This is a genomic window from Streptomyces sp. NBC_01445, assembly GCF_035918235.1.
Taxonomy (GTDB): Bacteria; Actinomycetota; Actinomycetes; order Streptomycetales; family Streptomycetaceae; genus Streptomyces.
Window position 1 is genome coordinate 1,236,696 of sequence record NZ_CP109485.1, and the last position, 12,499, is coordinate 1,249,194.

Annotated in this window: 11 protein-coding genes and 1 pseudogene; 5 read left to right on the forward strand and 7 right to left on the reverse strand. The window is 68.4% G+C overall.

Features of this window, described 5'->3' with window-relative positions; all coding sequences use genetic code 11:
- Positions 1-62 precede the first annotated feature (62 nt).
- Together OG574_RS05980 and OG574_RS52675 are read left to right on the forward strand one after the other, a co-directional pair.
- Positions 63-1,427: a glutamate decarboxylase gene (locus tag OG574_RS05980; RefSeq protein ID WP_326772210.1), complete on the forward strand. Its 1,365-nt coding sequence runs from the start codon at positions 63-65 to the stop codon at positions 1,425-1,427.
- 119 nt (positions 1,428-1,546) lie between these two features.
- On the forward strand, positions 1,547-1,681 hold the full coding sequence (locus tag OG574_RS52675; protein WP_398377230.1) for a hypothetical protein: 135 nt from the start codon (positions 1,547-1,549) through the stop codon (positions 1,679-1,681).
- On the opposite strand, the gene OG574_RS05990 is transcribed toward OG574_RS52675, so the two are convergent.
- From OG574_RS05990 to OG574_RS06000, 3 genes are all read right to left on the reverse strand, one after another.
- Positions 1,682-2,809, reverse strand: coding sequence for a catalase family protein (locus OG574_RS05990; protein WP_326772211.1), 1,128 nt, complete (start codon positions 2,807-2,809; stop codon positions 1,682-1,684). It lies immediately after the preceding gene.
- A 55-nt stretch (positions 2,810-2,864) separates the two neighbouring features.
- A complete protein-coding gene (locus OG574_RS05995; RefSeq protein WP_326772212.1) occupies positions 2,865-4,217 on the reverse strand; it encodes a Dyp-type peroxidase in 1,353 nt (450 codons plus the stop codon).
- Positions 4,218-4,334: 117 nt separating this feature from the next.
- Complete coding sequence (locus tag OG574_RS06000; RefSeq protein ID WP_326778378.1) at positions 4,335-4,988, reverse strand: hypothetical protein; 654 nt, start codon at positions 4,986-4,988, stop codon at positions 4,335-4,337.
- A 371-nt stretch (positions 4,989-5,359) separates the two neighbouring features.
- Here OG574_RS06000 and OG574_RS06005 point away from each other — a divergent pair, with 371 nt between their 5' ends.
- The 3 genes and pseudogenes from OG574_RS06005 to OG574_RS06015 form a co-directional block, all read left to right on the forward strand.
- Positions 5,360-5,611 carry a GAP family protein gene (locus OG574_RS06005; protein WP_326772213.1) on the forward strand — a complete coding sequence of 84 codons (252 nt, stop codon included), beginning with the start codon at positions 5,360-5,362 and terminating at the stop codon, positions 5,609-5,611.
- On the forward strand, positions 5,533-5,874 hold the full coding sequence (locus OG574_RS06010; RefSeq protein WP_398377240.1) for a GAP family protein: 342 nt from the start codon (positions 5,533-5,535) through the stop codon (positions 5,872-5,874). Before OG574_RS06005 ends, OG574_RS06010 begins: the two co-directional genes overlap by 79 nt.
- A 136-nt stretch (positions 5,875-6,010) precedes the next feature.
- Positions 6,011-6,376 (forward strand): annotated as a pseudogene (locus OG574_RS06015) (MFS transporter); the annotation flags it as partial.
- A gap of 843 nt (positions 6,377-7,219) precedes the next feature.
- Here the strand turns inward: OG574_RS06015 and OG574_RS06020 are convergent.
- The 4 genes from OG574_RS06020 to OG574_RS06035 all read right to left on the reverse strand — a co-directional run bounded on the left by OG574_RS06020 (position 7,220) and on the right by OG574_RS06035 (position 12,346).
- On the reverse strand, positions 7,220-7,915 hold the full coding sequence (locus OG574_RS06020; RefSeq protein ID WP_326772214.1) for a Dyp-type peroxidase: 696 nt from the start codon (positions 7,913-7,915) through the stop codon (positions 7,220-7,222).
- On the reverse strand, positions 7,894-8,691 hold the full coding sequence (locus tag OG574_RS06025) for a hypothetical protein (protein WP_326772215.1): 798 nt from the start codon (positions 8,689-8,691) through the stop codon (positions 7,894-7,896). The genes OG574_RS06020 and OG574_RS06025 overlap by 22 nt, the downstream gene beginning before the upstream one ends.
- Before the next feature lie 397 nt (positions 8,692-9,088).
- Entirely contained in the window at positions 9,089-10,582 is a 1,494-nt protein-coding gene (locus OG574_RS06030; protein WP_326772216.1) for a long-chain-fatty-acid--CoA ligase, read from the reverse strand.
- Positions 10,583-10,636: 54 nt separating this feature from the next.
- Positions 10,637-12,346: an aldehyde dehydrogenase family protein gene (locus OG574_RS06035; RefSeq protein ID WP_326772217.1), complete on the reverse strand. Its 1,710-nt coding sequence runs from the start codon at positions 12,344-12,346 to the stop codon at positions 10,637-10,639.
- Positions 12,347-12,499: the final 153 nt, after the last annotated feature.

Genomic DNA, 12,499 nt, shown 5'->3' on the forward strand with positions numbered 1-12,499 from the left:
CGCTGTTCTTCCTTGGCGTGTTCCTCGCCGAGGTACGTTCCGGAACTGTTTGAATCCTCCGCATGACCAAGAGAGACGCTGCGGCCCTGTTCGGCAACCGTTTCCTGACCGTGCCCGCTCCCTCGGAGACCTTCCCCGAGGAAGGCATGGCTGCGACGGACGCGATGAGGCTGCTGGATGTGGACCTCGCCATGGAGGGTGACCCGCAGCGTAATCTCGCCACGTTTGTCACCACGTGGATGGAGCCGGAGGCGCAGCGGATCATCGCCGAGAATCTCCACCGCAATTTCATCGACCATGCGGAGTACCCGATTTCCGCCGAGATCGAGCAGCGTTGCGTGCGCATGCTCGCCGACCTCTTCAACGCGCCGGGCAAGACCACTGGATGTCGGACCCAGGGCTCGTCCGAGGCGATCATGCTCGGGGCGCTGTCGCTGAGGTGGAAGTGGCGGGAGCGCCGCCAGGCGGCCAATCTCTCGGCCGACCGGCCCAACCTGGTCTTCGGCGGGGACGTCCACGTCGTGTGGGAGAAGTTCTGCCGCTACTTCGACGTCGAGCCGCGGATCGTGCCGCTTGCCGAGGGCAAGTACACGATCGGCCCGGAGGACGTGGAGCCTCTCCTCGACGAGAACACGATCGGCGTCGTGGCCGTCCTCGGTACCACGTTCACCGGCCACAAGGACGACGTCGTCGGGATCGACAAGCTCCTGCGGGACGTCCGCAAGGAGCGGGACCTCGACATCCCGATCCACGTCGACGGAGCCAGTGGCGGCTTCGTGTGGCCCTTCCTCTACCCGGACTCGAAGTGGGACTTCCGGCTCGAGCAGGTCCGTTCGATCAACGTCTCGGGACACAAGTACGGCCTGGTGTACCCCGGCATCGGCTGGCTGGTCTTCCGCGAGGAGTCCGACCTGCCCAAGGATCTCGTGTTCCTCGAGAACTACTTGGGCAAGACCGACGCGACGTTCACCCTGAACTTCTCCACCGGCGCGTCGATGGTGCTCGCGCAGTACTACAACTTCGTCCGGCTCGGTCGCCAGGGCTACACCTACGTCATGAAGATGTTGCAGGAGAACGCCCACGCGCTGGCGGACAACCTGCGGAGCAGCGGCCGCTTCGAAGTGATCGGGAGCGACCTCGAGCAGCTGCCGCTGGTGGCTTTCCGTCTCGCCGGCAAGCACGCCTACGACGAGTCCGACGTCGCCTGGCAACTCGCGGCCGAGCGCGGCTGGATGGTGCCGGCGTACACGCTCCCGCCCAACGCGGAGCGGGTGAAGATCCTGCGTGCCCTGGTCAAAGAGACCCTGAGCCGCGAGCAGATCGACCGCCTGAGCCAGGACATCGACGACGCGTGCAGCACCTTGGACCACAAGGGTGCGACCCATGAGATCGAGCGGGCCCAGGTCAAGCGCGGCACTGGCTACTGACGCCCGCAACAGCACCCCCAGGGAGGGGCGTCGAAGTCGCGGCCAAGAACGCGGACCTGCGGGTAATCCGACTGCATGACGCTCGGCACGGCTGCGCGACCCTGCTCACCGCGGCCGGGGTGGCGCCACGTGTCGTGATGGAGTTCCTGGCGCACAACCAGATCGCCGCGTACAGCTCGACCTTCGACATCTGCGGCATGGCCAGGACCTTCACCAGGAGCATCCCGATGCTGCCCTGCCGTCGGTCGGCTTGATCAGGCCGGGCCGAGTACCTCATCGGCGCTGCGGGGCTCCGTGCGCGGCTGCTTGTTGAGCGTGTGGCGCGCGATGGAGGATTGCCGGTAGACCTCCTTGCGGGCCCGCATGATGTTGCCCAGGGGCGCGTGCTCGGCGGTGACCCGCCAGGGCGTGAAGGACAGTGCGTCCATCTTTTCCAGGTTTTCCGGGCTGGAGATGTCCTGCTGCGGCAGTCGCAGTTTGGCCACGGTGACGGGCGGCGAGAGTTGCTCGGGCCACTCCACGGTGGTGTCCTCCACTGGCATGCGCTCCAGGTCGGTGCAGAGCTGGACCTGGATGTCGAAGGCGTAGGGCCGCTCCTGCAGCTCGGCTTGCAGGGCCGGTCGGAAGACCTCCGCCGCCGAGGTCGGGTCGATGTCGCGCCGGACGACCGCGGCGGCGAAGGACGGATCGGGGGTGATGCGCACCTTGGCGATGTAGTCCCCGTGCCGGACCGCGCCCATCGTCCAGTAGCTCGACAGCAGCAGGTTTGCCGGAGGGGTCTTCGACAGACGCAGGAAGGCCAGGAACTCGTCCCACGCCCAGTTGTCCTGGTCCAGCGTTCCCTTTCCGGTCACGAACTCGGTGAAGAAACGATGCACGCCGGGTCGGCCCTGGGAGAAGTAGGCCGGCGCGTTCAGGAACAGTTCCTGGATGAACAGGTAGTGCTCGACCGTGTTGCAGAAGAAGATCGGTCCGTTGATGTTGGCGTAGTCGAAGGTGCCCGCGTCCGGTTCGTCTTCCAGCAGGGTCGGGCCGGGGATGTCGAAGATCTTCAGTGCCAGTCCGGTGGCGGCACCCAGTCGCGCGTCGGCTCCGGCGTGAGGCGAGCCGTTGGAGAAGCGGATGAGCGCATCGTGGGTTCCCGGAGTCGCGTAGATGCCTTGGGCGTACTCGGGGGGAAGCCCGCCCAGGATCTCCACTTCCCCGCGGACCAGCCCGTAGCCCTTGGCATGGGCGTCGCGGAGGGCCCGGCCGGTGCCACCAGCGGTGACCGACTCGGTGATGTAGGCCTCGGTCTTTTCGATCACCGTCTGCACGTTGCGGTCGAAGTGCGGGTCGTCGTCTTCGACGTCCGGCGTGTAGGGGACGAACTGTGCTGCCATGACGTCGACCTCTCCTCGGAGACCGTGATGGGACCTCAGGGGGCAGGAATTGCCCTCAGTCCTCCAGTTCGGCAAGCCAGCGCAAGGCGCGCAGACCCGGCACGAAGCAGTACTCACCGCCCCGGGTGACCACGAAGCTGGGCAGGTTCTTCAGGCGGCGCCGGACCGGCTTCTCCGGGATGGTGACGCTTCCGGTTCCGCCGTGATGCCCGGCTACCGGGTCCTTCTCGCCGGGATAGCCGATGAAGTTGCCGTCGTTGACCCACTCGGCCTTGATGAACTCGAACTGCCGTTCCAGATGGGCTCCTAGAAAGACCCCGACCAGGCCGCGGTCGGCGCCGTCGTCCTCCAGTACGCCCTCCGGCAGCGGCGGGCCGTAGGTGGTGCCGCGGCGGATGAGGCGGTGCATCCGTGCGTCGCCGATGATGGTGGAATCTCGGGGGTTGGTGCGCCGGATGTGCGCACCGGCAGGGCACCGGAGGCCGCGATCGTCGTTCTCCCGGTACAGGAAGTTGTTGACGCGGTGCGGATCGGCCGCCAGCTCCGGGTCGTCGTGCTCCGGTGTCAGCGTCAGCGGCGCCCCGCTGGGCCAGCGCCCCACCATCTTCGCCGCCAGGAGCGCCTCCTCCTCGGCGCTGGAGGTGTTCGCGCGCAGGTACTGCCGCCAGGCCGCCACGTTGGTGTGGACCTTGCGCACGGCCGCGTAGGTCCCGTTGCGCCCCAGCACATCGGGGCTGGGCATGGGCGGCAGATTGCCCGTTTCGTCGGGGTAACCGAGGATGAACTCGCCGGCCTTGATGGGAACTTCCTGCGGGTTGGAGCCGGGCAGTCCGACGCCCTCGATGTTCGGATGGCTGATGCCGTCGCGGAAGCCGAAGGTGGTGCGCCCGGTCGGGAGCTGGTGGACCTCCTGCTGCCAGATCACCTGGACACCGGGCGTGTCCTCGTAGGCGACGCGCGCCCGCTCCAGTTCCTTGTCCAGCTGGGCCGCATCGGAAGACAGGGCGCTCAACGCGATGTGCACATCGCCCGTTCCGAACGGTGCCTCCCAGTGGGCCGCGGCACTCTCACCCACGTCACCGATCAGCTCCGCCCGCGCGGCCATCCCCTCACGAAACGCCCGCGGAAAGCTGTCCAGCGACTCCTGGGGCACCCCCAGGGCCCTCAGGCCCTGGTAGGTGAACGCCACAGCCACCCAGGCATCCCGGCTCGGGTCCACGCTGGGCAGGCCACCCGCGGTCACCGGGAGCAGTCGCCGCAGCAGGGCACGCCCGGCGTGGCGGTCATCGACGCGCAGGAAGATGAACTTCCCCTCGTACGGCACCGGCCGTGGACGCAGTGCCCCGCTTTGGACGTCGTCGATCTCGACGCGCACGCTGGCTGCGCTGCTACTTGCCGCCGTGTTCATGCTCGCTTGTGCCTCCATATCGGCCTCTGCCTGGGCAGCCCTGTGGCGGCCGACCCGCGCCCGCTGACGCGGTCCACAGATGTGGGGTCGGCTCCGAGGGCTGGTTGTGTTCGGGGTCTAGGCCGAGGCTTCCTCCAGCAGCTTCTGGAAGGCCGGCGTGCCCACCAGCGCCGCGTTGGCCGGGTTGTCCAGCATCGCCCGGAACTCGGACGTGTCCAGCACCTCCTCGAACGCCTCGTCCACTCGGTGGTCCTTCCAGATCTGCTGCATGGTCAGATCCGGAGAGGAGGTGATGAAGAGCCCCGCGGGCTCCTGGTGGGCGACGAACCAGTCCTTCGCCCCTGGATCGTGGATGCCAGGGAACCCTTCGCAGTGCGCGAAGATCGTTGCGAAACGGTCCCCCATTACCGTCTTGGCGAAATCATCGATGTAGGTGTCCCAGGAGCCGTCGAAGGAGCTGCAGAACATGAACCGGGTGTCGTTGTCGAAGATCACGTGCCGCCCTTCGTGCAGGGTGCCGATCTCGTGCAGTGCCGCACGGGCCCTCTCGTCATCCTTCCCTCCGGAGAGCGTGGCGAGATCCTTACGCAGCGCATCTGCATGGCCCGGCTTGATCTCGGCGAAGATGGTGAACTCGCTGATCACCCCATCCGTCGTGCCCGGGCGCTTGGGCTGAGCCGGCTGGGCTCCACCTGTCGTCGCAGTCATCGTGTGATTCTCCTGCCACGGATCGGTGCGAGGGTCGCCAAGCGCCCGAACATGAGGCGCCATCGCCCCCACATATCAATCCTCACTGCGAATGTGCTGCCTCGCATCTGCGCCCCTGGGCGTTGTGGTCGCCCGGGGCGGATTCCCGGGAAGCTCCGGCACTGCGGGGTCCAGCTGCCCGGTGCGGCAGGCCACTGCGGGGGTACTCGCGTGTCCCGAGAAACTCCCGAGGACAGATCCGGCCATGCGCAGGAGGATGGAACTGGTGGGACGTGCCGAGTACGTCGTCGTCTCCATTCTCGGGCAGCCACTTCCGCGCAGCCGAAGACAGCGGCGCAGCCGATTGCACAGCAGCCCGGTGCGCCGCCCAGGCCGTCGTGGCGTCCGCTTGCGCCAAGCCTCTGCGCCACCCTGATCCCTTTCTGGAGGCAACCATGGGCGCAGTTCTCGGTGACGTGTTGGGTTTTGCGGCCGCTGTCGCGATCAGCCCGCTCCCGATCATCGCGATCATCCTCATACTCGCCACACCTCGGGGACGTCTCAACGGCCCCCTCTTCACCGTCGGCTGGATCCTGGGACTCTCGGCACTGGGCGCGGTCATGCGGCGATCGACCGCCTCACGCCGGTCAAGGTCTTCGGACTCGGACTGGCGCTGGCCGCGCTCAATGCCAAGAACGCCCCGCTGACCATCGCCGCGGCCGCCTCCATCGGCTCAGCCGGTCTGCCGGTCGGGCAGCAGATCGCATCGCTGGCCATCTTCGTCCTGATCGCCACCCTCGGCCTGCTGGCCCCACTGGGAGTCTTCCTGCTCGGGGGAGAGCGAGCGAAGACCACACTCGGCAACTGGAAAGACTGGGCAGCTCAGCACAACGTCGCCGTGATGGCGCTCCTGTTCCTCGTCCTCGGGCTGAAACTGCTCGGAGACGGCATCTCCATCCTCGCCTCCTGACAGGCTTACTCACGTGTGGCGGTGTGATCCAATCGCAGACGCGCAACAGAGAAGGTCGGCGGAGCGGCTTTGGGCGGGAGCTGCTTTGGGGCGAGTGATCATGGCCCCTTAAGCTTCCGGCGAGTCGGGCGCCCTCGCCCGCCCCACGTCACTGATCGCCCTTGGCGGTGCTGCCACGGCCGCACTCGCAGCAGTCCCCGGTCCGTACGCCCTTCTGGTCGTGTTGTCCGTCGCCGCCGGGATGGTCCGCGGCAACCTCACCCTGCTGCAAGCCACCGCCATCGCCGACCGCTGGGGCACCACCCACTACGGCCGTCTCTCCGGACTACTTGCCGCCCCCGCGACCGCCGCTTCCGCTCTTGCACCCTTCGCCGGCGCGGCACTCGCCGCACCGCTGGGCGGCTACCCGGCCCTCTTCGCGGTGCTGGCCCTCCTCTCTGGCATCGCGGCCCTGCCCGCCGTCAGGTCGGCATCGACGAACACGCACGTTGTTGATCGCTGACCGGTATAAGGGCAGGCCTGCCGGAAGCGAGTTGCTCGCACCGCAGGTCTTCGTGGGCCACCAGATGATCCGCCGATTGGGGGACGGATGCACAGTTCGCAGTCGCGGGCGCTGACGTTCCGCGGCTCGACTGACTCGGCAAGCGGGGCCTCACGCGCCTGTAGTTGTGATGTCTCAGGAGTTGGTTCCACGATGTCCTCGAACGTCAGCTGCTCAGGGAGGATGTCGAGCGGTTCCGGCGGCTGATCGAAGGTGACGCGGTAGTCGATGGTTCGACCTTGCCGTTCGTTCGCGGTGTGTAGCGGAGTGGAGATACGTGTAGCCGACCTTCCGGTGCCGGGCCAGCGCGTTTGGAGACACTGGGGGGCCACGCCTGGTGTCAACGAGCGAACGCTGGCCGGCTGGCGTCTGCCACAAAGTCACGGATATGAGACGGGGCAGTCCCTCGCCCGCATGCAGCGCAGTTTCGGCCTTCGCGTAGACGGTGTCAGGGGCGGGATCTCCACTCGTTGCGGCTTGGGCCGTGACCGAGGTTTCGCTGAGCCCATCTCGCTGGGAAGGCGGAGAGGTAGCCAAGGACCAATCTGCGGGCAGCCACCGCCAGGCGAGATGTAGCGTCCCGGACACCTGCGGGATGCAACTGCCCTGGTCAGGATCATCACGGACATGCACCCGTTTGGAAAACTCGACGAAGAGGGTGAACTCGTTGGTTTTGCCTTCCCTCAGGCCGGGGCGGCTGGGCGTCTGTGTGTTCGCGGTCATGTCGGGAATCCCTTCTCGGAGCGCCTCAGGAGTGTTGGTCGCTGCCACAGATGGACTCGGCTGTTCGGCCCGCGGCGTGGCTCAGGTATCACGTTCGGCAATCCACTTCAGAGCGCGGATGCTGGGCATGAAGAGGTATTCGCCTCCCTTGGTCACGGCGAAGCGGGGCAGTTGCTGAAGGCGGCGACGAACGGGCCGTTTGGGGATCGTGAAGGTGCCTGTGCCGTCGTTGCTTCCCACGATCGGGTCCTTCTCGTCGCCGAGGCCGACGAAGTCGCCGTCGTTGGCCCACTGGGTTTTGAGGAACTCGAACTGCCGGACGAGGTCGGTTCCCATGAAGATGAACACGATGCCGCGCTCGGCGCCGTCGTCCTCCAGCTCTCCCTCGGGGAGCATGGGGCCGTAGGGGGTGCCCCGGCGCAGGGCTCGGTGCAGTTTCACGTCCACCAGGGAGTCGGCCAGGGCGTCGCGCGGGTTCATCCGCCGGATGTGGGCGCCGAGCGGACAGCGCAGGCCAGCCGGATCCTGCTCGTGGTAGGTGAAGTCGTTGACTCGGTGCGGATCGGTGGCGATGGCCGGGTCGTCGTGGTCGGGAGCGAGTACCAGGGGTGCCCCGCTGCGCCAGCGGCCGACCATCTTGGCTGCGAGGAGCTCTTCTTCTTCTTCGGGGGAGGAGGCGTTGTCCTTGAGATAGCGGCGGTACTCGGCGACCCGCAGGTGTAGTTTGCGGAAGGCCACGTAGGTGCCGTTGCGGCTCAGAACGTCGGGCTGGGGCATGGGCGCGAGCCGTCCCAACTCGTTGGCATAGCCCAGGAGGAACTCGCCGGCCTTGATGGTGGGGCCGAAGCCTGGCAGGTAGCCGTAGTCACCGCCGCCCATTCGCTGGGCGAGGCTGGCCACGCCGGAGCCCCGGCGAGCGCGGAGATCGCCAGCGTCCCGCCGGCCACCCACTGGTCGCCCGCTCCGGACCGTACCTGGCCGAGATCGAAGCGGAGGCAGGCGAACGCGTAGAGCACCAGCCCAAGCACGAAGCAGCCCAGCGTCGGCCAGGCGAGCCACCCGGACGGCAGCGATACGACCAGCGTTCCGCTCAGCACGGCCAGGCCCTGCGTCGCCACACACACCAGGAACACCGCACCCGGCAAGTGCCGCCGCCAGTGCCGCACCACAGAGGTCAGCAGCACCGGCCAGATCAGTACCGCGACGACCAGCGCGGCGACGGCGACACCCGACCATCCCTGTAGTGCGAACCAGGTCCCGAGAATGGTCGTCGCGGCCACTGCGGTCAGCGCGAGCGGCGTTTCCGCCTCGGCCTTCCACCGAGCCCGGTCGCGCAGCAGCTGCCGCGCGAAGTCGACGGCGAGCGCGAGCCACGCGATGGCGGCGAGGACGAGCAGGATCCATGAGAGCGCCTCCTCTCCGACCAGAGATTGGTGGAGGCTCCGGACTGCCCCGAGTTGGGTGGAGCCGTCGCTCGCCGACCAACGGATCGCCCCGAACCCGGGCAGTGGCAACCGTTCCTGGGCAGTGAGCAGGAGTGAGTCCTGACTCACCGGCGCGCCCCGAACGGTTTTGGGCGCGCTGGTCCTCCGCTTTCGCGTCCCGGTCGGCGACGCATATCCCGTATGCGGTCCGTCCCGGGCGGGCGGCATCCCTACGATCTGGCCATATGGGTGTGGCCAGAGGCGACGGGGAGGCCCCGAACCATCTCGCTGGTGACGCGGGGGCCCCGACCGCTGACGCCACACCCGGCGTCCCAGATCGCACCGAGAACATTACGCACACCCCGTCAGCCATGCCCACAGACCGTCGCACCGTTCACTCAATCGTGCCCATGTTCGCCAAAATGAGGTGCTGGCCCAGCAGTTGCGAACCCCTTCACCACCCCGAACGTCGGCACGGACCCCGTCAAGCGCCGGTATCACGTCACGTTGCGTGCCTCGGACGTCGTCAGGGACGGGTGTCTTCGGGGACCGCACGGGGAATCTCGCGCTTGAGGATCTTCCTGGTGGCGCCCTTGGGGAGGACATCGAGGATCCAGACTTCACGGGGGTACTTGTAGGGAGCGACGCGTGCCCGTACGAAATCACGCAGCTCGACCGCCGTGGCCTCGTTGCCGGGATGCAGGGCAACGGCGGCGGCGACGTCCTCGCCGAGGGTGGGGTGAGGGATGCCGATCACGGCGGCCTCGGCGACCGCGGGGTGTTCGTGGAGGACCTCTTCGATCTCGCGGGGGTAGACGTTGTAGCCGCCGCGGATGATCAGGTCCTTCTTGCGGTCGACGATGAAGTAGTAGCCGTCCTCGTCGACGGTGGCGAGGTCGCCGGTGCGCAGCCAGCCGTCGACGATGGTCTCGGCGGTGGCCTCGGGGCGGCCCCAGTAGCCCTTCATGATGTTGTGGCCGCGGACGCAGAGTTCGCCGACGCCGTCCTTCGCGTCGATCAGGCACAGCTCGATGCCCTCGATCGGGGTGCCGATGGAACCTGCCTTGCGCGGGCGGTCCGGGTGGTTGAAGGAGGCGACGGGCGAGGTCTCGGACATGCCGAAGCCTTCCAGGACGGGGCAGTCGAAGGCTGCCTCGAACGCGTGCAGGACCTCGACGGGCAGCGAGGCGCCACCGGAGGCGCACAGCCGCAGGGTGGAGGCGTCGTGGGCACCGGGCTGCTGTGCATCTGCGGCGAGCATGGCGGCGTACATCGTCGGCACGCCCTCGAAGACGGTGCCCTGCCGCTGCTGGATGGTCTGCAGGGCCAGGGTGGGGTCGAAGCGGGGCATCAGGGTGAGGCGGGCGCCGCTGGTCACTGCGGCGTTCATGGCGCAGGTCTGGCCGAAGGCGTGGAAGAGCGGCAGGCAGCCCAGCAGGACGTCCTCCGGGACGAGCCGGAGCAGTGGCGTCGCGATGATCTCGGAGTTGTGGACCAGGTTGGCGTGGGTGAGCTCGGCGCCCTTGGGAACTCCGGTGGTGCCGGAGGTGTAGAGGATGACCGCGGTGTCCTGCTCCTCGCGGCTCCGCTCGGGCGCGGGGAACGGGTGGGCGGCGAGCAGCTGGGTGAGCGAGCCGGGCCCGACAGGCACTACGTCGGCGGCAGTGCCCTGGGCCCCGGCCGCGGCCTCCTCCGCGACCGGGGCGAAGGCGAACAGCAGCACCGCGCCCGAGTCGCCCAGGTAGTGGGCGACTTCGCGCGACTTGAGGAGGGGGTTCATCGGGACGACGATGGCGCCGGCGCGCAGCACGCCGTAGTACAGAACCGGGAACTCCAGCAGGTTGGGCAGCATCAGACCGACCCGGTCACCGGGGGTGACACCGCGTGCGGCGAGCAGCGCGGCCACCCGGCCGGCGAGCGTGTGGAGTTCGGTGTAGGTAAGCGAGTGGTCGCCGAGTTCGACGGCGACGCGGTGGCCGTGTGCTGCGGCGGTACGGCTGAGGAGGTCGGCGAGGTTCACCTTCGGCCTCTCGTCTGACGGTGGCGGTTCGGGGGCGGCGGGGTGCGGGCGGTGTCAGCCGCGCAGTGCGGAGGCGAAGATGCCGGGGAGCCTGGCGATCGCCGGTGCGGCGGTGAAGCGGGTGACGCGTTCGATGGTGGTCCGGGCGGTGCGGTTGGTGACGAAATAGGGCGGGCGGGGCGACAGTGACGGGGAACCGGTGAGCAGGCCGCGCGGGGCGGGGGCGAAGGGTGCGCGCACCACGGTCTTCTCGATGTCCTCGAGCATGAAGGCGTTGTGGACGAAGCCGATGCCGCTGCCGATGTCCTGGCGGGTGTGGCCGGGGTAGGCGCCCCAGGGCGTGTAGCCGAGCAGGAAGCCGACCGCGGACCAGCAGTTGACGCCGAGGGTCCCGTAGCGCAGCCCGGCCACGGCCGCCTCGACCGCGGAGCGGTGGTGCTTCTCGGTCCGGGGGTGGACGATCAGGGTCGCGCCGAGGGTGCCGGGGAGCTTGTCGTTGGCGAAGTCGACGGCGTGGCGCAGGAATTCGGCCGCGGTCGCGCCGGGCAGGCGGACTACGCCCAGTGCGCTGCCGAAGACCTCGTCGGTGATCAGCATGTCGTCGTGGTCGGTGATGTCCGGGACCAGCACGCGGCAGGGGCCGTCGCCGTGGGTCTCGGCCTTGGGGTGTGCCTTGAGGACCGCGCCGAGACGCTGGTCTGCCCCGGGGTAGTAGTCGGTGCGCGGCGGCAGCTCGCGCAGCACCTTCCGGATCTGCTCCAGCAGTCGCTCGGTACCGTCCCACTCCGCCGGCAGGACCAGGATCTGGCTGGCGATGCAGTTGTGGCCGGAGTTGTTCATCTTGCTGGTCACGATGTGCTCGGCCTGGAAGCGGAAGTCCGCCTCGCTCCACGGCCCGGGGGCCACGATGCACGGGCTGACCCCGCCCAGCTCACTGCTGAACGGCTTGCCGAGAAGCGGCGTGTCGTCGCGGCGGCGCTGCGCGGCCTGCTCGTCGGTCCCCCACACGATCGCGTCGTGGGTGCGGTCGCTGCCGGTGACATGGATGGCGTCCACGCCGTCGTGCGCGGCGAGATAGCCGCCCTCCGCCGCACCGCCGTCGACGAACCGCAGCCAGCCGCGCTCGACGAACTCGGCGAAGACCAGCTCGAAGTGCCGCCGGAGGTAAGCGTTGACCGGGTTCATCTTCGCAACCACGACCTGGCCCTCGACATACAGCTTGTGCAGGATGTCCAGGGCGGTGATGGCCGCGACATTTCCCGCGCCCAACACCAGGGCGACGGCCGGGCGTCCGGGCCGCCCGCGGTACTCGCCGGCGGCCCGGTCTCGCACCTGCTGCGCGCTGGTGCCAGCGCGCATCCACACCTGGGCGGTGAACCCGTTGAGCAGCAGGGTGTCCCAGCCGGTAGCGGGGAAGACGTCGACCCAGGTGCGGCCGTTCCCCTCGTGCACGGCTCGCGCGTCGACCGGGTCCTTGCCCGCGGCGATCCGGCGCAGCACGTGCAGGTAGGCGCTGACGTTCTGGGCGAGCGCCCACGGGGCGCCGGCCCAGTCCTCGGCCGCCCACGGGGAGTCGGGGCCGTAGCCCTTGGCGCGGGCTCCGGCCGCGGCCGTCTCCGCGGCGCCGTCGGCGATTCGCGGCAGCAGCCGCTCCAGCAGCGCGATCCGCTCGGCGATCGGGGCCGCGGCCCACGATGCGGAGCCTTCACGCAGCTCGGCGACGGCACGGTCCAGCAGTTCGGTGTCGGTGGCAGGGGCGGTCACGGATCGGCTCCTAGGGCAGCAAGGGTGGTCGTGCGCGTCTCGGTGAGTCAAGCGTCCAGGCGAGCGGTGTGGCGAGCCGGGGCGATCAGGGTGAAGGCCGCGCATGCCCACCAGCAGCAGGACACCGGAGAGCAGAACGGCGCTCTGGTACGA